The organism is Pseudomonadota bacterium (assembly GCA_039033415.1).
Lineage (GTDB): Bacteria > Pseudomonadota > Gammaproteobacteria > Xanthomonadales > SZUA-38 > JANQOZ01.
In genome coordinates this window covers 205,686-227,655 of record JBCCCR010000006.1, presented here as the reverse complement: position 1 = coordinate 227,655, position 21,970 = coordinate 205,686, and the positions used below count along the sequence as shown (strand labels likewise).

Sequence of the window (21,970 nt, the reverse complement as noted above, 5' to 3'; positions counted from 1 at the left end):
TTTCCTCCATTCAGGAACGACGTTTGGCGGTGCCGACCGGTTTCGCCAGCCGCTTGACGCCAGGGGTTTCGTTGCATGGCTGAGCGCCACCAGATTTTTGGTCCGGTGGTTTCCAGTTCAGACCTCGATTGGCATCTCGGGCTCTTCACCGAAGTGTTTGGGCTCGCGCTGACGCACGAATACCCGCTCGACTCGGCGACGCTGCCGCGCGCCTGGGGCGTGACGGGCGAGGGTGCCCGCGTGGCGATACTGCAAACGCCGGGCAGCAGCTACGGCGTCCAGCTGATTCAGTTCGAGCCGCAGTCCGACGCAACGATTCGTCACCGCAGTCGCGGGCTTGTCCCGGGAGCCGCCAAGGTGATCGACTTTTTTGTGACCCACCTGGAACCCGCCCTTGAGCGGGCCCGCGAGTATGGGCTGACCATCAACGACGAGATCGCCAGCTATGATTCGCCGGACGGACCGGTGCGGGAAGCGCACGCCTGGGTGCGGGACGAGGTGGTCTGCGCCATGATCGAGCCGCCTCCGGCTATGGTGAACAGGTTCTCCAGCGGTCTGGGTCGCCCGGTGTCTGAACCGCAGAGTATTTCGGGACCGACGCTGGCGCTCGAGGAAAGCGCGGCCTACTTTCGTCGGATTCTCGGCTTCGACGTGATCTACGAGTACGAGGTCAAAGACTCCAACTTTGGCCAGATGATCGGTAGCGACGAGCCGGTCCATATCCGGGCAAAAAACATCGGCTGGAATCTGAAGGCACCCTATATCGGCATGATCGACTACGGACTGGCCAAGCCGGGGGATGAGACCATCGATCCAGTGGTTCCGCCGGTGCGAGGCCTGCTGGGAGTGACCGTGCGCGTCGACGGACTACAGGCGGTGGTGCGCGAAGCGGAGAAGACTGACAGCGTAGTGGTGCCGCTGGCCAGGCAAGTCGGTGTGAAGGGTCCATGGTCCGGGACCGATAGTGCGGTGCTGCGTGCCCCGAACGGCATGCTGCTTCAGCTGGTCGGGGAGGGCTGAGCAATGCCTGTCCTCAGCCGGCGGGATTGGCTGCGCCTGGTTGGAGCCAGCGTGACCGTAGCACCTTTTGCAAAACGCCGTCTCGGCGACGCGCCGGTGACGGTCAGCCGCGGGTTTCAGCGCGTGGGATACGGGCAGCTCCATTATCGTCTGGCGCGTCCGCTGGACGCTGCCGCTGAGCGGCGCCGGCCGGTGGTGTGCTTTCACCAAACGCCGAACTCCTCGCAGGTGTTTATTGAGTTCATGGCAGAGCTGGCCGTCGACCGGGCTGTCTATGCGGTCGACACGCCAGGACTCGGAGAGTCGGACCTGCCTGCGGCAGCGCCGGAGATCGAAGACTACGCGCGCGCGATGGGTGAATTTACGGCTGCTCAAGAACTGGAAGAATTCGACGTGGTTGGCTATCACACCGGCGCTTCGATCGCCGCGGAACTCGCGCGAGCAGAAGACGCGTCGATCCACGCGATGCTGCTGGTGGGGCTGGCGCTGTTTGACGCCTCCGAACGCGAGGGTTTCTTTGATCAGCCATGGCCCAAACCCATCAGCTCGAACGGCAGCCACCTGCTGGATGAGTGGCAGCGATCACACCGGTGGCGAGGTGCTGGGCAAAGCGACCGCTCGGTCCAGCGCACCTTTATCGAAAAGATCCAGGCGGGAGATACGGCCTGGTGGGGCGCCAGGGCCGTCATGCGACATGATCTTGCCGGGGCGCTCAAGGCCATCAAGGTTCCCTTCACGGCAGTCAGCCCGGCTGATGATCTTGAAAACATCACCCCACGACTGACCGACCTGCGGCCTAAGGTGGAGCTGGTTTTGTTGCCGAAACTGGGTTTTGGCCTGTTTGAAGCAGAGCCTGAGCTGATGGCCCGGCTGGCGCGAAAAACCTTCGACCGCACGCCCTGAAGGCGCTGAAACAAGGGCTTATTTTATTTAGCTTAGCTAAGTAATGCGTTTTTAACCGACTGCCTCTACACTAGCGTTCCCACGCCACCGGTGAAGGAATGCCCATGTCATCCGACCTCCAACCCCAGACCGACCTGGATCCGCAGGAAACCCAGGAGTGGCTGGATGCCCTGTCGGCCGTGATCAACGCTGACGGCCCGGAGCGAGCTCATTATTTGCTGGAGCAGATGGTGGACCTGGCACGTCGGTCGGGGGGTTACCTGCCGTACGACGCCACCACGGCCTACGTCAACACGATTCCCCCCAACCTGGAAAAGCGCAGCCCGGGTGACGCGGAGCTGGAGTGGCGACTGCGCTGCTGGATCCGGTGGAACGCCATGGCGATGGTGGTCAGAACGAATCGTGCGGACAGCAGCCTGGGTGGGCATATCGCGAGCTTTGCGTCCGCCGCAACCCTTTACGACGTCGGCTTCAATCATTTCTGGCATGGTCCGACGGAAGACCACGGTGGCGACCTGGTTTATATGCAGGGCCACTGCTCGCCGGGGATTTATGCCCGGGCGTTTCTTGAGGGACGCATCAGCGCAGCACAGATGGATAACTTCCGGCGCGAAGTGGATGGCGACGGTTTGTCCTCCTACCCGCACCCCTGGCTGATGCCCGACTTCTGGCAGCTGCCGACCGTGTCCATGGGACTCGGGCCGCTGATGGGGATTTACCAGGCGCGGTTCTTAAGCTATCTGCACGACCGGGAGCTGGCGGACACGGCAAAACGCAAGGTGTGGGTGTTCTGCGGCGATGGGGAAATGGACGAGCCGGAGTCGCTCGGAGCCATATCGCTCGCCGGTCGGGAAAAGCTCGACAACCTGGTGTTTGTGATCAACTGCAACCTGCAGCGCCTCGACGGGCCGGTGCGTGGCAACGGCAAGATCATCCAGGAGCTGGAGGGGGTGTTTCGAGGTGCGGGCTGGAACGTTATTAAGGTGATCTGGGGATCCTACTGGGATCCGCTGCTGGCCAAGGACACCAAAGGCCTGCTGCGCCAGCGAATGGAGGAGGCGCTGGACGGCGACTATCAGAACTACAAAGCCCACGGCGGCGCCTATACGCGCGAAAATTTCTTCGGCAAATATCCGGAGCTGAAGGAAATGGTCTCGACCATGTCGGATGAGGACATCTGGCGGCTCAATCGGGGCGGCCATGACCCGCACAAGATCTACGCTGCCTACGCGGCTGCCGTGGCCCACCAAGGCCAACCGACGGTGATTCTTGCCAAGACCGTCAAAGGCTACGGCATGGGCCTGGCCGGTGAGGCGCAGAACACGACCCACCAGCAGAAAAAGATGGACGTCGATTCGATTCGCGAATTTCGGGATCGCTTCAACGTGCCGATCGCTGACGAACAGCTGGAGGAGCTGCCCTACTACATGCCGGCAGAAGACAGCCCGGAGCTCAAATACATGCGCGAACGCCGGACCGCGCTCGGCGGCTCGCTGCCGCGGCGCGACTATTACCAATCAGACCCGCTGCCGGTGCCGGATCTGAAGCCGTTCGACGCGCTCCTGAAAGATTCCGGTGAACGCGAAATGTCGACCACGATGGCATTTGTGCGCTATCTGTCGATCCTGCTGCGCGACAAGACGCTGGCGCCGCGCATTGTGCCGATCCTCTGCGATGAAGCGCGGACCTTCGGCATGGAGGGGATGTTTCGTCAGCTTGGCATTTACTCGTCGGTCGGACAGCTCTACCAGCCTGAAGACTCCGATCAGTTGCTCTTTTATAAGGAAGACGTCAAAGGGCAGATCCTGCAAGAAGGCATCACGGAGGCGGGCGCGATCTCGTCGTGGATCGCCGCCGCAACGGCCTACGCCAGCACGGGGATCCAGATGATCCCTTTCTATATCTACTACTCGATGTTCGGGTTTCAGCGCGTCGGCGACCTCGCCTGGGCGGCCGGCGACCTGCGCGCCCGCGGTTTCCTGCTGGGCGGCACGTCGGGGCGTACCACGCTCAACGGCGAGGGACTGCAGCATGAAGATGGCCACAGTCACCTTCTGGCGGGCACTATCCCCAACTGCGTGAGCTATGACCCGACCTTCGCTTACGAGGTGGTGGTGATCCTCAACGAGGGTATGCGCCGGATGTATGCCGAGCAGGAGGACGTGTTTTTCTACGTCACGCTGATGAACGAGAACTACCCGCAGCCGGCCATGCCCGAAGGGGCCGAGGAGGGCATCCGCCGGGGTCTGTACCGGATCCGTGAGGGCGGGAAGGCGGAGCTGAGAGCCCAGCTGCTGGGCAGCGGCACAATCCTTCGCGAATCAATTGCTGCGGCCGACATGCTGGCCGCCGATTTCGACGTTGAGTGTGACGTCTGGAGCGCAACCAGCCTAAACGAGCTCGGCCGTGAAGGTGCGTCGGTGGCGCGCCACAACCGGCTGCATCCATCGACAAAGCCCAAGCAGAGCTACGTAGAAAGCTGCCTGGCCGATACCGAGGGCCCGGTGATTGCAGCCACCGACTACGTTCGGGCCTACGCGGACCAGATCCGCGAATTTGTACCGCGAAGCTATCACGTGCTGGGCACCGACGGCTTTGGTCGGTCGGACACCCGGCCCAAGCTGCGGGAGTTCTTTGAGGTCAATCGCAACCACATCGCGTACACGACCATCTACGCGCTCTATCGAGAGGGGAAGGTGACCAAGCGAACGCTCAACGCGGCCCAGAAAAAGTATGACATCGATTCGGCTAAGCCCGATCCGGTAACGGTATAAGGCGCTGACCATGACAGAGCAGAACATCGTTAAGGTGCCGGACATCGGCGACTTTGAAAACGTCGAAGTGGTTGAGGTGCTGGTGGCCCAGGGTGACCAGGTCAGCGCGGAACAGTCGCTGATCTCCTTGGAAAGCGACAAGGCGACCATGGAGATCCCGAGCCCCGCCGACGGCGTGGTGGCCGAGCTGTTGGTGGCGGTGGGCGATCGCATTTCAGAGGGTGACGCGATCCTGGCGTTGGGCGCCAGCGAGGCGGCATCGCCAGCTCCGGCTGAGCCCGACCCGGTGGCCGAAGCGGCACCCGCCGCAGAAGCCGTAGCCTTGAGCGCGCCGGCCGAGGCGCCGGCGCAGCCCACGGCAGCGGCTTCGGCTGAGCCGGTACAGGTGATTGTGCCGGATATCGGCGATTTCGATGCCGTGGACGTGGTTGAGGTCCTGGTGGCGGTCGGTGATGAGGTGGCGCAAGAGCAGTCGTTGATCAGCCTTGAGAGCGACAAGGCCACCATGGAGGTCCCCAGCAGTGAGGCGGGGACCGTGCTGGAGGTTCACGTTGCCGTAGGCGAGCAGGTCGGTCAGGGAGCACCGGTGGTGACGTTGCAACCTGTCGGTGCTGCTGCAGCGCCCGCACCAGCGACGCCGGCTCCGACCCCGGAAGCGCCTGCCGCACCGGCCCCAGCGGCCGCCGCCGCGCCATCAGGCAAGCCTGAGTCGGATGCGGGTAGTCGCCGGGAGCCACCGATGGCATTCGACGCCAGCACCCAGAAACCCGGCGCTGTGCCTCACGCCAGCCCATCGGTGCGGCGCGAAGCGCGGGAGCTAGGGGTGGATTTGACGGAGGTTACCGGCACCGGTCGTAAGGGTCGGATCACCACCGAAGACGTTCGTCAGTTCGTGAAGGCGGTCATGCAGCGTAAAGGCAGTGGCACCTCCGAGACCGCCGGTGGCGCGGGCTTAAGCCTGTTGCCCTGGCCGAAGGTGGATTTTTCGCAGTTTGGCCCGGTCGAATCCCAGCCGCTGTCGCGCATCCAGAAAATCTCGGGCGCCAACCTTGCCCGCAACTGGGCGATGATTCCCCACGTCACGCAGCACGACGAGGCGGACGTGACCGATATGGAAGGGTTTCGGAAGGGCCAGGGCGAGGCCGCGAAAGCTGCCGGCGTGAAGCTGACGCCGCTGGCGTTCCTGATCAAGGCTGTGGTTGCGGCGCTCAAGCAGTTTCCTCAGTTCAACGCCTCGCTGGAAGAAAGCGGCGAGACGCTGATCCTGAAGCAGTACTTCCATATCGGTGTGGCCGTGGACACACCCGACGGACTGGTGGTGCCGGTGATTCGGGACTGCGACCAGAAGTCGCTGTTCCAGCTGGCCGGCGAGGTGGTTGAGGCCAGCGTCAGGGCTCGCGACAAGAAACTGTCGCCTAAGGACCTGCAGGGCGGCTGCTTTTCGATCTCCTCTCTGGGCGGCATCGGCGGCACATCATTTACCCCGATCATCAACGCGCCCGAAGTGGCGATTCTCGGCGTATCGAGATCTCGTCAGCAGCCGGTCTGGGACGGCAGCCAATTTGCGCCGAGGCTGATGCTGCCGCTCAGCCTGTCCTATGACCACCGTGTCATCGACGGTGCAACCGCCGCGCGCTTCACCCGTTACCTCGCGGATATGCTGACCGACATTCGTCGCCTGCTTCTATGAGCGGACGGCAACGTCGGCTGGGCCGGGGCATGATCCTGGTGGCGGCGCTGGGTGCCCTGGGACTGCTGACGCTGCTCTTCGATCAGCTGATCGCCGGGCAGCGCAACCCCAACCAGCGCCCCCTGAGCAGCACTGGCGACGGCTATGCCGAGGTTACGCTGCAGGCGAACCGCCAGGATAGCTATGTCGCGGCGGCGCTGATCAACGGCAGTGAAGCGGAGGTGCTGGTCGACACCGGGGCAACTCAGGTCGCGGTGTCCGACAGCCTTGCCCGCCGGCTCGGTCTGCCTCGCGGGGCATCGTTCACGGTGTCCACGGCGAACGGCTCGGCAACGGCTTACCAGACGCAGATCACCTCTATTCGGCTCGGCCCGATCGAGCTTCGGGATGTGTCGGCGGCGGTGGTGCCCAACATGAGGTCACCGGACGTGCTGCTGGGCATGAATTTTCTACGCGAGCTAGAGCTCGTGCAAAGCCGTGGCCAGCTCGTGCTGCGGCAGTATCAATAACCCCTCGACTTAGGAAAGGTCTATGAGCAAATCTGTCACGGTCAAGGTTCCGGACATCGGTGATTTCGCCGACGTGCCGGTGGTCGAGGTGCTGGTGGCTGCGGGTGATGAGGTGGAGCAGGAGCAATCGCTGATTTCGCTGGAGAGCGACAAAGCCACTATGGAGATCCCCGCGCCACAGGCGGGGACGGTGAGCGAGGTGCTAGTCCAGGTCGGCGATTCGGTTTCCGAAGGCACGCCGATCATCGAACTTATGGCCAGCGCGGAGGCCGGCGCAACGGACAAGGCAGCGCCAGCATCGCCGGCGAGCGCCGCGCCGCCCGCGCCGACTCCGGCCCAGAAACCAACCCAGGCACCGCCCCAGCCAGTCGGTCAGGCATCGGGCGGATTACCGGATGAAGGCGCCGACATAAGGGCCCAGGTGGTGGTGCTCGGCTCCGGTCCCGGCGGCTATACCGCAGCGTTTCGCGCCGCAGATCTGGGGCTGGAAACCGTGCTCATCGAACGGTACCCGGCACTCGGCGGCGTTTGTTTGAACGTCGGCTGCATTCCCTCCAAGGCGCTGCTGCACACCGCAGCGGTCATTGACGAGGCGGCGGCGATGGCGGAACACGGCGTCAGCTTCGGGACTCCCGCCATCGATCTGGACAAGCTTCGCCAGTTTAAAGACTCGGTGGTAGGCCAGCTGACCGGCGGCCTGAAGGGGCTGGCCAAAAAGCGCAAGGTGACGGTCATCAAGGGCTATGGGCGCTTCAGCTCTCCCAATACCATCGAGGTATCCGACGGCGAGCAGGTGACCCGGGTTGGCTTTGAGAAGGCGATCATCGCGGCGGGCTCGCAGGCGATCAAGCTGCCGGGCATGCCCTGGGATGACCCGCGGCTGATGGATTCGACCGACGCCCTGGACCTCAGCGACATCCCCGAGCGTATGCTGATAATCGGCGGCGGTATCATCGGCATGGAGATGGCCAGCGTGTACGCGGCGCTGGGCACCCGGGTGACCATCTGCGAGCTGATGGACCAGCTGATGCCGGGCGCGGATTTGGATCTGGTGAAGCCATTTCACCGCTTCGTCAAAGGCCGCTACGAAAACATCTTTCTGAAGACCCGGGTGACGACGGTGGTGGCCGAAGATGCGGGGCTCAAAGCGAGCTTTGAAGGTGATCAGGCGCCCGCCGAGGACACCTTCGACCGGATCCTCGTCGCCGTGGGGCGCAGCCCCAACGGCAAGAACATCGGTGCCGAGCTGGCGGGCGTCAACATTTCTGATCGTGGTTTTATCAGCGTGGACCGCCAGCTGCGCACCAACGTCCCGCATATCTTCGCCATCGGCGACATCGTCGGTCAGCCGATGCTCGCGCACAAGGCGACTCACGAGGGCAAGGTGGCGGCAGAGGTCTGCGCGGGCATGAAGAGCGCCTTTGAGGCGCGGGTCATCCCGTCCGTGGCCTACACCGATCCGGAGGTGGCGTGGGTTGGGCTCACCGAACTGGAGGCCAAAGAGCAGGGGATTGTGGTCGAGAAGGGGGTGTTTCCCTGGGCCGCCAGCGGTCGTGCGCTGGGGCTTGCCCGCAGTGAGGGCATGACCAAGCTGTTGTTCGATCCGCAAACCGAGCGTGTTGTCGGTGGGGGCATCGTCGGGCCGCATGCCGGTGACCTGATCGCGGAAGTCGGGCTTGCCATCGAGATGGGCTGCGACGCTGCGGATGTGGGTTTGACGATCCACCCACACCCCACCTTATCGGAAACCGTGGCCTTTTCTGCCGAAGCGTTTGAAGGCACCATTACCGACTTGTACATGCCTAAAAAGGCGGCCAACTAAGGTATTCAGAAACATGAGACAGAGACTGCATCTCCACACCGCGTTGCTTGTGCTGCTCGCCATCGCCCTGGCCGGTTGCGCCGTGTCGCCGCGGGCAGGCTATCGCGCCAACCAGCTCGATGATATGACGCAGGAAACGATCTATCGCTTCCAGGAAACCGATCCGGGCATCGAACGATTGTTCGACACCGCGGTTGGCTACGCGGTCTTTCCAACGATCGGCGCCGGCGCGGCCGGCGTCGGCGGCGCCTACGGCCGGGGGCAGGTCTACGAGCGCGGCAACTTTATCGGGTATTGCGATATGACCCAGGCGAGCGTTGGCCTTCAGCTGGGTGGCCAGGCTTACAGCGAGGTGATTTTCTTCAACTCCCAGGACGCCATGGACTGGTTCAAGTCCGGCGAGTTCAGCTTTTCCGGCCAGGCGTCTGCCGTTGCGTTGCGCGAGGGTGTGTCGGCCAATGCCAACTTTCGCAACGGAGTCGCTGTTTACACCCAGGCCAAGGGCGGCCTGATGTATCAGGCGTCGATCGGCGGCCAGAAATTCCGCTTCGAGCCAATCCGCTGAGGGTGCCCGCCACCATCGCACGCCAGCGGCGGGTCGCCACGCCGGCTGTCGACAGGCGGCTGGGGGGGCGAAGCGGCAGTGCCTGAGATTCCGGAAAACGCCCGCTGGATCGGCTATATCGGTGCGCTGCCGCTGCTCGTGTTCTCCGTCAGCTTCGTCGCTGATGGGCCGATTTTCCCGGGCTTTGCGCTCCTTGGCTTTATGATTTATTCGGGTCTGGTGCTGGCCTTTCTGGGCGGGATTCGCTGGGGTGCGGGCATGGTGCTGGACCACCTTAGAACGCGCGAACTTGTGCTCGCCATGGTGCCCGTGATGCTGGCGTTCATCGCCCTGGTGCTGGAGCCAAGGTGGGGTGTGCTGCTGCTCGGCGTGAGCTACCTGGCCGCCTGGCTGTTTGGGCTGGTTGCGGCGCCAACCGGGGCTCCGCGCTGGTATCCCATCCTGCGTACCCAGCTCACGGTTCCGGCGCTCGTTTGTCACGCGATCCTCGCTTACGGGCTGTATTTCTAAGCCGAGCAAAAAACCGGCTAAACGGCGCGCCAGCGCCGATGCAGGACTTCGCTGGTCCAGCTTGCAATAAACCTGTCACAGTTCTTATGATGGGCGCCTGACCCTCCCCGTAAAAGGACTGACCGCGATGCGCATTTCAGGGATATCTCTCGCGATGCTGGTGGTTTTGGTCGGCTGTGGCGGCGGTAGTAATGCCCCCGGCGCCGTCGACGCCCCTCCCGTAACCAACGACAACGGACAGCCAACCACCGGCGTGCTGACCGCGGTTTTTGCCCCGTCCGACGGCGTGGTTCCTCTGCCGAACAATCTGCTCTTCTTGGGCACCGGTGACCTGACGCTGAATCTACCCATCGCCGACCCCACCGATCCGGCGGCTGGGCCGCTGCTGGCGATCAACGCGCTTGACGGTTGGGGCACCACCACACCCTGGCAGGCCAGCTTCTCCAGTTCGATCGACGCCAGCACGGTGCTGCCGGGACAAACCGTCCGGCTCTTTGAGGTGGCGCTTGCACAGCCGGCCGGCCCGGTGGTGGCCGTCATCGAGGAGTTGACGCCAGGGGTCGACTTTGTCACGACCGTTTCCACCACTAATCCGCTAGAACAGTCGATTGTGATTGTGCCCATCAGGCCACTGAAAGAGATCACCACCTATATGGCCGTGATCACGCGTGGCGTCACCGACCTCGTCGGCAATAATGCGACGCCTGACCAGCAGTATTTCCTCGCCCAGCGTACCGACCCGTTGATTGACGACACCGGCGCCAGCACCGATCCGCTGCTGACCGACTCCCTGGCACAGGCGCTAGAGCCGCTGCGCCAGCTCACAAATGCTCAGGAGGCGGCGCTCGCCAGCGTGGGTATCCCGTCCGACGACGTGGTTGTGAGCTGGGTTGCCACCACCCAATCGATCACGCCGGTACTCAACGCGGTGCGCGGCACCATCAACCCGCAGCCGTCGCAGTTCGCCTTCAGCGGCCTGACCACGGCTGCGCTTGGACTGAACGGCATCGCCGATATCTACATCGGCGTTATGTCGGTGCCTTACTACCTGGACACACCAACCGCTACCAACCCAACCGCGATTCTTGGCGGCAGCTGGGAGGCGTCGCCCGGAGCTTATGTCCCGCCCTTCGACACGCTGGGGCTGGATCCCACCTCAACCAACGTGACGTTTCTCAATCCAATCCCGGTGGTGAAGTCGACCCAGACCATCCCGGTGCTGGCCACCCTGCCCAACGCGGCCAGCGGCATGTCGCGCCCGCCGGCGGGCTGGCCGGTGGTGATTTACCAGCACGGCATCACGCGAGATCGAACCGACGCGCTGGCGGTGGCCGAGGCCATGGCCGCCACGGGCTTTGCGGTGATTTCCATCGATCAGCCGCTGCACGGGATTGTGCCAAATGGCGGCCCGCTGGACGCGCTCTATGTCGAAAATACCCCCTTTGGGCCGCTCGCTGACGAACGGACCTTCGACGCGGATTTTGCCGACAACGCTACGGGAGCTCAGGGCCCGGACGGATTGATCGACGCCTCCGGGACCTACTTTATTAATCTGACGAGCCTGCTGACTTCGCGAGACAACAATCGCCAGGCGCAGGCGGACCTCAGCGTGCTTGCGGTTAGCCTCGGCAACATGGACCTCGACGGTGACGGACAGTCAGACCTCGACGATTCTCAGGTCCGGTTTGTCGGCCAGTCGCTCGGCGCGATCAACGGCATCCCCTTCCTGGCGGTGGAAGGCGCACGCTTCGACAGCGCGGTCCAGACGGGGGTGCTGTCAGTACCCGGCGGCGGCATTGTCGGGCTGCTGCTCGGCTCTCCCGCCTTCGGCCCGTCTATCCTTGCCGGCCTCGCGCAGAGTGGCATCGAGCCTGGCACCGAGGACTTCGATACATTTGTGCTCGCTGCCCAGACCGTGACCGACTCTTCGGACCCGATCAACTGGGCCGCGCTCGCCGCGGCCGTGCAGCCGGTGTTGATTCAGGAAGTGGTGGGCAGCGCGTTCAGTCCACCGGATCAGGTGATACCCAATTCGGTACCCGGCTTTCCCCTTTCCGGCACGGAGCCGCTGATTGCGGCGATGGGCCTTAACCCGATTACCCAAACCACGCAGAACCCCGACGGGATCCGCGGCGTGACCCGGTTCCTGGTGGGCGGACACGGTTCGATTCTCAGCCCGGACCCATCACCGGAGGCAACGCTCGAGATGCAAACGCAGGCCGCCAGCATGGTCGGCAGCAACGGCACGGCCGTTCAGGTTGTCGTCCCCGAAATCCTGGCAGGCAATTGAGGAGCAACTGATGAAAACGGACAATCACCATCGCTCAGCAGCCCGACTGGCCCCGGCTTTTGCCCTGGCGGCGGCAGCGTCACTCACCACCCTGCCGGCCTTCGGCTTCGAATTCAGTAAGGGGGAGCTGCAGGGTTACCTGGACACCACCATTTCCTACGGGGCGTCCTGGCGGGTCGAAGATCGCTGTCGTGACTGCGTCGGCAAAGCGGCTCTGGATCCGCTGATCGGCTTTCGGCCGATCGAAGAACAGGTTGCTGCACCCGGGCGGTTTTCCGTCAACAACGACTCCGGCAATCTCAACTATGACGATGGGGACCTGATCACCCACGCCGTCGCTCTGACCAGCGAGCTCTCGCTGACGTACCGCGATTTCGGCGGCTTCTTCCGCTTCTCAAGCTTCTACGATTTCGAAAACACGGGCAGCTTCCTGGCGCCTCGCGACGGCGCCTTCGGTGATGCGCGGGAGTTTGTCGGAGAAGACACCCGGTTGCTCGACGCTTTCCTGTTCTATGATTTCTCGATCGGCAACAACCCCGGTACCGTTCGCCTGGGCCGCCAGGTCGTGAACTGGGGCGAAAGCGCGTTTATCCAGGGCGGTATCAACATCGTGAATCCGGTTGACGTGTCGAGGCTGCGGGTCGCCGGCGCTGAGCTGCGGCAGGCGTTCCTGCCCGTGGATTCGCTGTGGGCCTCGCTCAGCCTGACCGAAAACCTCTCGGTCGAAGCGGTGGTCCAGTTTGAATTCGAGCAGATCGATCCGGATCCGTCGGGCTCGTACTTCGGCACTAACGACTTTGGCACCCCCGGCGGCGACTTTGTCATGCTGGGGTTTGGCCTATTTCCTGAGCAAACGCCGGGCCTGACCGTTCCGCGGCGCTTTGACCGCAGTCCGGATGAATCCGGCCAGTTTGGTGTGGCGTTCCGCTACTACTCACCGGAGCTGAACGACACCGAGTTCGGCTTTTACTACATGCGCTACCACAGCCGACTGCCGCTGCTGTCGGGCATTGCCGTTACAGACTCCAACGCGGATTCTGCCCGCTACTTTGTGGAGTATCCGGAAGATATCGAGATGTTCGGCCTGAGCTGGAACACGGAGATCGGCGGCTGGGCGTTTGCCGGCGAGATTTCCTACCGCGATAATCAGCCGCTGCAGATCGACGACGTGGAGCTCCTGTTTGCCGCTCTCTCGCCGCTGAACGCAGCCATCCCGGCGCCGGCTGATCGTTTCATCAGCCAGCTCGGAACCGTTGCCCCTGGACAGGAGATCCGTGGCTGGGAAGAGCACGAGTTCACCCAGCTGCAGTTCAGCCTGTCTCGCGTGTTCGGATCGACGCTGGGATCTGACCAGGCGGTGTTCCTGGCGGAGTTCGGCGTCACCCAGGTCTGGGACCTCCCCTCGCAGGACGTGCTTCGATACCAGGGTCCTGGTACCGACACCGGCGGTGGCGCTGACCTGCTTACCGGTGGCGCCCTTCGCAACCCGGTAACTCAGGCGACGGGTTTTCCGGACAAAACCTCCTGGGGCTATCGCCTCTTGGGTCGCCTGGACTACAACTCGGCCTTCGGCAGCGCGTACAACCTGTTTCCGCAGATTGCGTTCAACCACGACGTCAGCGGCACAAGCCCGGGTCCGGGCGGTGCCTTCATTGAGGATCGTAAATCGCTGACCCTGAGCCTCGGTGCCTCCTATCTGGAGAAATGGCGGGGCGACGTTGGCTACACCCGCTTTTACGGAGCCGGACTGCAAAACCTGCTGCAGGACAGGGACTTTGTGTCGGCCTCCATCAGCTATGCCTTTTAATCGGAGTTATTCATGAAAAGTCGATTGGTTCTTACCGCTCTGGCGGCCGCTTTCGCGGGCAGTGTTCTCGCCGGCGCCAAGCCTGATCAGGTAGACAGACTGGACGGTGACCTGACCCCCATGGGGTCTGAGAGAGCCGGCAACGCGGACGGAACAATCCCGGCGTGGGAGGGTGGCATCACCGAGGCGCCGGCGGGCTACAGCCCCGGCGATCATCACCCCGATCCGTTCCCGGGCGACGAGGTCATGTTTGCCATCACGGGTGCCAACGTGGGCGAGTACGAAGAGTTCCTGTCTCCGGGTCAGGTCGCGATGCTGAAGCGCTACGACACCTACCGGATGGACGTTTACCCCTCGCGGCGCAGCGCCAGCTTTCCCGAGCGCACCTACGAGATGACCAAAAAGAACGGCGCCACCGGCAAGATCGTTGCCAACGGCGAGGGTGTGGTCAACGTCGCCGAAGGGTTTCCGTTCCCTTTCCCCGAGACGCCCTACGAACTGATGTGGAATCACAAGCTCAAGTACAAGGGCACCGGGGGGTTTCGCTATAACAACCAGGTGGCGCCGACGGCCGACGGCAAATATACGGCCGTCAAGCTGCGGGAGGAGCTGCTTGGGCTCTACTACGTCGAAGGCAACACGCTGGCGGACGTCAGAAACATTCTGCTGTATTTCTACCAGGTGGTTGAGTCGCCGGCCCGGCTGGCCGGTAACGTGCTGCTGGTTCACGAGACCCTGAACCAGATTGAGCAATTCCGCCAGGCGTGGATCTACAACCCCGGCCAGCGTCGGGTTCGGCGGGCGCCCAACGTCGCGTACGACAACCCGGGCACGGCTTCCGACGGTCTGCGTACCAACGACATGACCGATATGTTCAACGGCGCTATGGACCGGTTCAACTGGGAGATGAAGGGCAAGCGCGAGATGTACGTGCCGTACAACTCTTACAAAGCCCACAAGGAAGGGCTCAGCTACGACGACTTCGTGCGGCCCGGCCATCTGAACCCCGACCTGATGCGCTACGAGAAACACCGCGTATGGGTTTTCGAAGGCACGCTGAAAGACGGCCAACGGCACATCAACAGCCGCCGGACCTACTACCTCGACGAGGACAGCTACCAGATTGTGCTGATCGACCACTACGATGGTCGCGACGAGCTGTGGCGTTTTTCCGAGGCGCACGGCGTGAACTACTACGAGGTGCCCACCTATTGGAGCACGGTTGAGGTCCATCACGATCTGCAGTCCGGTCGCTATGTGGCGGTCGGTCTGGACAACAACGACGACGTCAACGTGTTTGACCAGCCGGGCAACCCGGGGGACTACACTCCGCAGGCCCTGCGAACCCGCGGCCGGCGCTAGTGGGACGCTTGAAAAGCAAGGTGACTTCAGTCGCCAGCTGGGCATAGAGCTCTGAAGTTGCGGAAAGTGTTGTCATGGCGCAGCCTGGCCGCGCTGATGTCCACGGCCGTGCTGTCATACGGTGCGGTGCTAGCGCAAGGCGATGACGAGGCGGACGCCTCGCAGTTCAACTCCAGCGTTGCCTCATCCGAGGCAATGCCCCGCGCCGGTGAGTCCATGCTGCTCGATGTGGCCACGACCGGCAGTGGGCTGGTGGCGGTGGGCGAGCGAGGGCATATCCTGCGCTCGACCGAAGGCGAAAGCTGGGAGCAGGTGGCGGACGTTCCGACACGCTCCACGCTGACTGCGGTCTTCAGCCTGGGCGATCGGGTGTGGGCGGCCGGGCATGATCAGGTGATTGTGCACAGCGCTGACGGGGGACAGAGCTGGCAGCGCCAGTATTCGAGCCCTGACGTCTTCGATCCCGAGGCAAACAGTCCTCTGCTCGATATTTTTTTCCTCGATGAGCAGCGCGGCTTTGCCGTCGGCGCCTACGCGGTTTTCCTCCGAACTTCTGACGGTGGTCAAAGCTGGGAGGTGGCCAGCCTGGAACTCGCTGACGACGCCGCGGACGAGGAAGCTTCGGATGAGCAGGGTGCCGCTGCCAACGACCCCTATGCGTACGACGACGAATTCGATATCGGAGTTGACTATCACCTGAACGGCATGACCAAGCTTGCGGACGGCACGCTCTACATCGCGGCGGAGCAGGGCAACGGTTACCGCAGCCGCAACGAAGGGGAAACCTGGCAGGAGCTCGTACTCCCCTACGGCGGCTCCATGTTCGGTGCCCTAACGCTGGGGCAGGACCGGCTTCTGACGTTCGGCCTGCGCGGCAACGCGTTTGTGTCTGTGGACGCCGGCAGCAGCTGGCAGCAGCTCGACACCGATTCGCTCAATTCATTGAACGGCGCGGTCCAGCTCAGCAGCGGCGAGGTGGTCATGGTTGGAGTCAACGGCGAGGTGCTTGTGCTGGCCGACGATCAGATCCGCTCGCTTGAGCTCGCTGAGGGCAACGACATCGCTGCGGTGGTGATCGTCGATTCGGGCCTGGTGATGGTCGGTGAGGGCGGTAGCTGGCGCTATCCACTTGAGCAGGTGCTGCGATGAGTGTTCCACACGAAGCGGGTCACGTCGGTGGGCTGACCGGCGTCCTGGAGCGCGCCATCTTTGGCGCCCGCATGCCGATCCTGCTGCTGTTTGCAGCGATCACGGCGGTGATGGGCTTTTACGCGGCACAACTGCGGGTCGACGCGGGCTTTAAGAAGCAGCTGCCCCTGCAGCACGAGTATATGCAGACGTTCCTCGACTACGAGGCGGAGTATGGCGGTGCCAACCGGCTGCTCGTGGCGGTGATGGCCGACGACGGCAACATGTTCACGCCCGATTTTTTTGCCGCCATCGAGGGCATCACCAACGAAGTGTTCTTTGTCCCGGGCGTCAACCGGGCGAGCGTCCGATCGATCTTCACGCCCAACGTGCGATTTGTTGAGGTCGTCGAAGACGGGTTTGCCGGCGGCAACGTCATCCCGTCGGATTTCGCACCCGGTGACGAGATGTTCGAGCGGGTGCGCGGCAACATCGTGAAGTCCGGGGTGGTGGGTCGTCTGGTGGCGGAAGACTTCGGCGGCGCCATGGTCTGGGCCGATCTGATGGAGGAAGACCCGGCAACCGGCGAAATGCTCGACTACCAGCGGGTAGCGGCAGACCTGGAGAAAATCCGCGAGCAGTTTGCCACCGAAGGTCTGTCGGTTCACATCATCGGTTTTGCCAAGATTGTCGGAGATATTGCGGAAGGCGCCAAGTCCGTCATTTGGTTCTTTGGTGTTGCCCTCGTGATTACCGCAATCCTGCTCTATCTCTATTGCGGGTCGCTCAAGCTCACCATGCTGCCGCTGCTGTGTTCGGTGGTTGCCGTGATCTGGCAGCTGGGTGCCCTGAAGCTGCTGGGTTTTGGCATCGACCCGATGAATATCCTGACGCCGTTTCTGATTTTTGCGATCGGCGTTAGCCACGGCGTCCAAATGATCAACGCCTGGAGCTGCGAGGTCATGTACGGTCAGTTCGAGCCGCTGGCCCCAGGGGTTGAGCCGAAGAGCGCGAGCTCCATGACCGCTTGCCGGAAAACATTCCGCAGCCTGCTGGCGCCAGGCGCGATTGCGCTACTGTCGGACACCATCGGCTTTCTAACCATCCTGTTTATCGAAATCCGGATCATCCGGGAGCTGGCGACCACAGCCTCTATCGGTGTTGCGCTGATCATCCTGACCAACCTGGTGCTGCTGCCGATTCTGCTGTCGCTGGTGAAAATCCGCGACGTTGAGACCTGGCGTGACGCCCAGGATCGACGCAGCGAACGTCTGGATCGGCTATGGCGTGCGCTGAGCCGACTCACCGATACGCCGGTGGCCGCAACCGCGCTGCTGGTGGCCGCCGGGCTGTTTGCGTTTGGCTACATCAAGGGCCAGGACATGCAGATCGGCGACTCGCAGGCCGGCGTACCTGAGCTGCGGCCCGATTCCCGCTACAACCAGGATGCGGACGTCATCTCTTCGCGCTTTTCGCTGGGCGTAGACTCGGTGTCGGTGATCGTGGAGGCGAGCCCGCAGGCCTGCACCGAAGACTTCCTGGCGATGGAAAACATCGATCGCTTTGCCTGGCACATGTACAACGTGCCCGGCGTTCAGCAGGTGATTACGCTGCCCTGGGTGGCAAAAACGATCAACTCGGGTTGGAACGAAGGCAACATGCGCTGGCGTGTCCTGCCGCGCGATAACTTTGTGATGCGGCAGAACCTTCAGTCGATCGAGACCGATACCGGGCTGCTGAACGCTAACTGCGACGCTATGCCGGTCATCGTGTTTACCGAGGATCACAAGGCCCAGACCATCACGCGGGTGGTTGACGCCGTCAAAGACTATCGTCGCCAGTATGACGTCGGCAGCGAGAGCGAGGTGGCAGCGGGTCTCGGCAACCCGGGCCAGACCATTACGCTCTACGAACCGAAGCCCAAGGACGAGCTGGGCAAAGGCGAAGTCAACTTCCGTCTGGGAACGGGCAACGTCGGAGTGGCGGCGGCAACCAACGAGGTCGTTGGCGCGGCGCAGTTCCCGATGCTTGTGCTGGTTTATCTGGCAATCATCATCCTTTGCAGCATCACCTTCCGATCGCTGCGCGGCACCATCTGTATCGTCGTGCCGCTGGCGCTGGTGTCCGTGCTGGCTTACGCGCTGATGGCTGCTCTCGGTATTGGGCTTAAAACGAACACGCTGCCGGTGGTGGCGCTCGGTGTAGGTATCGGTGTGGATTACGGCATTTATATCTACAGCCGGCTGTCGGACTGTCTGAAGGGTGGGATGGACCTCAAAGAGGCCTACTTCCACGCGCTGAAGCAAACGGGCAAGCCCGTGGTCTTCACCGCCTTCACGCTGGCCATAGGCGTCGGCACCTGGATCTTCTCGGCGCTCCAGTTCCAGGCTGACATGGGCAAACTGCTGGCGTTCATGTTCTTCCTGAACATGGTCAGCGCAGTGGTACTGCTGCCGGCATTGGCTCGATTCCTCCTGCCGTCAAACCCGAAGGCTGCGCCCGAGACGACGCCCGTCGAACAGCCCGCATGACCGCGGCCGGTCAGCCGACCGGCCGTCAAACCTCAGTATTGATAGCCCAGCCGTCGGTAAACGAAGCCCATCAGCCAGGCTGGGCCGATCATCAGGAACTGCAAGTCTTCAAAAAACGAGGGCTTCGCGCCCTCGATCTTGTGACCGATGAACTGTCCGATCCACGCCAGCACAAAGACCACCACTCCAGCCCAGCCCAGCGAAACACTTAGGTCGGCTAACCCGCTGGCGGTGAGCACCACCACCGCGTTAAAGGCGAGGAGCCCGAGCGCCAGCGATGGTGACAAAACCAGGTAGTAAGCCTGCCCAAGCGCCATCACCACCAGGCCCCAGGTCCAGGCGTCGGGTAAGGGCCCGTTCGGCACCGCGCTCAGCAGCGCATAGACGCTCCAATAGATCAGGGGAACGCAGATCCAGTGGATCCGTTTGTTGACCGGATTCTGGTGGCTGACGCCGTATTGCTCAAACCAGGTGTGGACGGATTTCATAACGGGGTTTCCAACGCTCAACGATATCGGGAAATAAAATGGTAAAACATTCGCGGGCCGGTGACACGGCCTTGTTCCGCAGTTTCAGCTTCCGCTGAGCTGTTCCATGGCTTCGGCGTACCTGGCTGCCGTCTGGGCCGCTATCTCCGGCGGCAGCGCGGGCCCTGGCGCCGTTTTGTCCCAGTCCAACGTCTCCAGGTAGTCTCGGACGAACTGTTTGTCATACGATGGCGGACTGATGCCCGTGCGGTAGTCGCTCGCGGGCCAGAAGCGGCTGGAATCCGGGGTGAGGATTTCATCCATCAAAACCAGCTCCTGGTCTTGATTCAGGCCAAATTCAAACTTGGTGTCGGCGATGATGATCCCGCGCTCGCGCGCGTAGTCCGCCGCAAATCGGTAGAGCTGCAGGCTGACCGCTTCCAATTCTCTCGCTCGGTCTTCGCCGATGAGGTCAGCGGCCTGCTGACGGCTGATGTTTTCGTCGTGATTACCCACCTCAGCCTTGGTCGACGGCGTGAAAATCGCCTGTGGGAGCTGCTGCGCCTGGTTCAGGCCGGCCGGGAGGGGATGGCCGCAAACCTGACCGTCGCGCTGATAGTCCGCCCAGCCGGAGCCGGCGAGGTAGCCCCGGACAATCGCTTCCACCGGCAGCCCGTCGAGTCGACGGCTGACCACCGAACGGGCCACCAGCGCGGCCTGCTGCGGGTGGTCACCGATGATGTCCGCGGCCGGGTCGTTGAGCAGATGGTTTTTGATGAGGCGCTGGGTCTTGTCAAACCAGAAACGCGACATGGCGTTAAGCAACGCGCCCTTGCCGGGAATGGCGGTGGGCAGCACCACGTCGAAGGCGGAAAGGCGATCGCACGTAATCATGAGCAGTCGATTGTCCCCGGCGTCGTAGACGTCACGCACCTTGCCGCGGTGCAGCAGCGGCAGGTGGTCGAGGTGCGTCTCGAAAATCAGCTCAGCGTCGGGCATGTCGGGTCCAATAAGACAAACCGTTATTGTACAGCTCCGGGGCGTTACAACCGGCTTCCCTCGATCGCCCAGGCACCCGGCGATTCGGTCCGCAGCCCAACTCATCGGCCCGCTGTTCCCTTACAATAGGGATGGTTTTTGAGGTTGGTTGATGGCAGGTTTTTACGGAAAACTCGTGGGCGGCGGGATCGGTTTGGCGTTCGGCGGTCCCGTGGGGCTATTTGTTGGCGCCGCCATCGGTCACGCGGTGGACATGAACCTCGGGCATCTTTCCCTGTTCGACGCCAGCGCAGCCCAGCAGTCCTTTTTTCAGGCGCTATTTCTGATCATGGGACACATCGCGAAGGCGGACGGCCGGGTCTCCGAGCGGGAAATTCAGGTCGCCCAGCAGGTGATGGAGCGGATGCAGCTCACGGCGGACCAACGCCAGGTGGCGATCCGCCTGTTTAACCGCGGCAAACGCAACGAATTTAACCTTGGGATCACGCTGAGCGAACTGCGCAGCAGCGGCGGATCGCAGCCGCAGCTGGCTCGCCTGCTGATCGAGGTGTTGCTGGATGCGGGCTGTGCCGACGGAAACTTAAGCTACCAGGCCCACGCGATCGTGGAGAAATGTGCGATAGCCCTCGGTGTCAGCGCCCATGAGGTCGACCTCATGATCAACCGGCGCACGGCGGTCCAGTCGAACCGCAGCCGACGCTTTGACGACCCCTTTGAGGTCCTCGGTCTGAAGCGCGGAGCCGACGACCGGGCCGTCAAGCAGGCCTACCGCCGCCTGACCAGTCAGAACCACCCCGACAAGCTGGTCTCCAAAGGCCTCCCGAAGGAGATGCTGGAGCTGGCGAAACAGAAGACCGCCGAGATTCGGGCGGCGTACGACCAGATTCGCAACGAGCGCAACCCGCACTGATCGAAAGGATTAACATGCCGCCAGTTATTGCCCCCTCCCTGCTCTCAGCTGATTTTGCGCGTCTTGGTGAAGATGCTGCCGCGGTGCTGGCCGCCGGCGCCGACTGGCTGCATTTTGACGTCATGGACAATCACTATGTTCCAAATTTGACCGTCGGCCCGCTCGTCTGTCAGGCGCTGCGAGATTATGGGATCAGCGCACCGATCGACGTGCACCTGATGGTCGAACCAGTCGATCGCCTGATCCCGGATTTTGCCGAGGCCGGCGCCAGCTCAATCACCTTTCACCCTGAGGCCAGCCGGCACGTCGACCGAAGCCTGGCGCTGATTCGCGAGGCGGGCTGCCTTGCGGGGCTGGTTTTTAATCCGGCCACGGGCCTTGAGGCGCTGGACTACGTGCTGGACAAGGTGGACATCATTCTGCTGATGTCCGTCAACCCGGGCTTTGGTGGCCAAAAATTTATCCCCTCGACGCTGGACAAGCTGCGCCGCGCCCGTGAGCTGATCGATCGGTCGGGCTTCGAGATCAGGCTCGAGGTAGACGGTGGGGTCAAGGTTGACAACATCGGCGAAATTGCCGCGGCGGGTGCCGATACGTTTGTCGCAGGGTCAGCCATTTTTGGCACAGACGACTACGCCCAGACGATCAGCGCTATGCGCGCGGCGATCGCTGCAAGCTAGGAA

General features: G+C 62.6%; 17 protein-coding genes. 15 read left to right on the top strand and 2 right to left on the bottom strand.

All coding sequences use genetic code 11. From position 1 onward, the window contains the following. The first annotated feature begins 75 nt into the window (after window positions 1–75). The 13 genes from AAF358_06905 to AAF358_06845 all read left to right on the top strand — a co-directional run bounded on the left by AAF358_06905 (window position 76) and on the right by AAF358_06845 (window position 18,911). Window positions 76–1,020, top strand: a complete 945-nt coding sequence (locus AAF358_06905; protein ID MEM7705263.1) for a hypothetical protein — start codon at window positions 76–78, stop codon at window positions 1,018–1,020. A gap of 51 nt (window positions 1,021–1,071) precedes the next feature. Then, complete coding sequence (locus tag AAF358_06900) at window positions 1,072–1,923, top strand: alpha/beta fold hydrolase (protein ID MEM7705262.1); 852 nt, start codon at window positions 1,072–1,074, stop codon at window positions 1,921–1,923. A 104-nt stretch (window positions 1,924–2,027) separates the two neighbouring features. Further along, window positions 2,028–4,697 (top strand): pyruvate dehydrogenase (acetyl-transferring), homodimeric type, encoded by a 2,670-nt coding sequence (gene aceE / locus AAF358_06895; GenBank protein ID MEM7705261.1) that lies wholly within the window; start codon window positions 2,028–2,030, stop codon window positions 4,695–4,697. Window positions 4,698–4,707: 10 nt separating this feature from the next. Then, on the top strand, window positions 4,708–6,387 hold the full coding sequence (aceF, locus tag AAF358_06890) for a dihydrolipoyllysine-residue acetyltransferase (protein MEM7705260.1): 1,680 nt from the start codon (window positions 4,708–4,710) through the stop codon (window positions 6,385–6,387). Beyond that, window positions 6,384–6,896, top strand: coding sequence for a TIGR02281 family clan AA aspartic protease (locus AAF358_06885; protein MEM7705259.1), 513 nt, complete (start codon window positions 6,384–6,386; stop codon window positions 6,894–6,896). Before aceF ends, AAF358_06885 begins: the two co-directional genes overlap by 4 nt. A 22-nt stretch (window positions 6,897–6,918) precedes the next feature. After that, window positions 6,919–8,718, top strand: coding sequence for a dihydrolipoyl dehydrogenase (gene lpdA, locus AAF358_06880; GenBank protein ID MEM7705258.1), 1,800 nt, complete (start codon window positions 6,919–6,921; stop codon window positions 8,716–8,718). A 13-nt stretch (window positions 8,719–8,731) separates the two neighbouring features. Beyond that, window positions 8,732–9,283: a YSC84-related protein gene (locus AAF358_06875; GenBank protein MEM7705257.1), complete on the top strand. Its 552-nt coding sequence runs from the start codon at window positions 8,732–8,734 to the stop codon at window positions 9,281–9,283. Between the two features lie 78 nt (window positions 9,284–9,361). After that, window positions 9,362–9,793, top strand: coding sequence for a DUF3429 domain-containing protein (locus AAF358_06870; GenBank protein MEM7705256.1), 432 nt, complete (start codon window positions 9,362–9,364; stop codon window positions 9,791–9,793). A gap of 127 nt (window positions 9,794–9,920) precedes the next feature. Beyond that, window positions 9,921–12,083, top strand: coding sequence for a lipase (locus AAF358_06865; GenBank protein MEM7705255.1), 2,163 nt, complete (start codon window positions 9,921–9,923; stop codon window positions 12,081–12,083). Window positions 12,084–12,093: 10 nt separating this feature from the next. Further along, window positions 12,094–13,890 (top strand): DUF1302 domain-containing protein, encoded by a 1,797-nt coding sequence (locus AAF358_06860; GenBank protein MEM7705254.1) that lies wholly within the window; start codon window positions 12,094–12,096, stop codon window positions 13,888–13,890. A 12-nt stretch (window positions 13,891–13,902) separates the two neighbouring features. Next, complete coding sequence (locus AAF358_06855) at window positions 13,903–15,252, top strand: DUF1329 domain-containing protein (protein MEM7705253.1); 1,350 nt, start codon at window positions 13,903–13,905, stop codon at window positions 15,250–15,252. A 69-nt stretch (window positions 15,253–15,321) separates the two neighbouring features. Continuing rightward, window positions 15,322–16,401: a YCF48-related protein gene (locus tag AAF358_06850; GenBank protein ID MEM7705252.1), complete on the top strand. Its 1,080-nt coding sequence runs from the start codon at window positions 15,322–15,324 to the stop codon at window positions 16,399–16,401. Further along, a complete protein-coding gene (locus AAF358_06845; protein MEM7705251.1) occupies window positions 16,398–18,911 on the top strand; it encodes an MMPL family transporter in 2,514 nt (837 codons plus the stop codon). Before AAF358_06850 ends, AAF358_06845 begins: the two co-directional genes overlap by 4 nt. 32 nt (window positions 18,912–18,943) lie before the next feature. Here the strand turns inward: AAF358_06845 and AAF358_06840 are convergent, their stop codons facing one another. Then, window positions 18,944–19,399: an Mpo1-like protein gene (locus tag AAF358_06840; GenBank protein ID MEM7705250.1), complete on the bottom strand. Its 456-nt coding sequence runs from the start codon at window positions 19,397–19,399 to the stop codon at window positions 18,944–18,946. Window positions 19,400–19,483: 84 nt separating this feature from the next. Continuing rightward, on the bottom strand, window positions 19,484–20,377 hold the full coding sequence (locus tag AAF358_06835; GenBank protein ID MEM7705249.1) for a phosphoribosylaminoimidazolesuccinocarboxamide synthase: 894 nt from the start codon (window positions 20,375–20,377) through the stop codon (window positions 19,484–19,486). A gap of 151 nt (window positions 20,378–20,528) precedes the next feature. Between AAF358_06835 and djlA the strand changes: the two genes are divergently transcribed. Together djlA and rpe are read left to right on the top strand one after the other, a co-directional pair. After that, window positions 20,529–21,287, top strand: coding sequence for a co-chaperone DjlA (djlA, locus tag AAF358_06830; protein MEM7705248.1), 759 nt, complete (start codon window positions 20,529–20,531; stop codon window positions 21,285–21,287). Window positions 21,288–21,301: 14 nt separating this feature from the next. Then, on the top strand, window positions 21,302–21,967 hold the full coding sequence (rpe, locus tag AAF358_06825; GenBank protein MEM7705247.1) for a ribulose-phosphate 3-epimerase: 666 nt from the start codon (window positions 21,302–21,304) through the stop codon (window positions 21,965–21,967). Window positions 21,968–21,970: the final 3 nt, after the last annotated feature.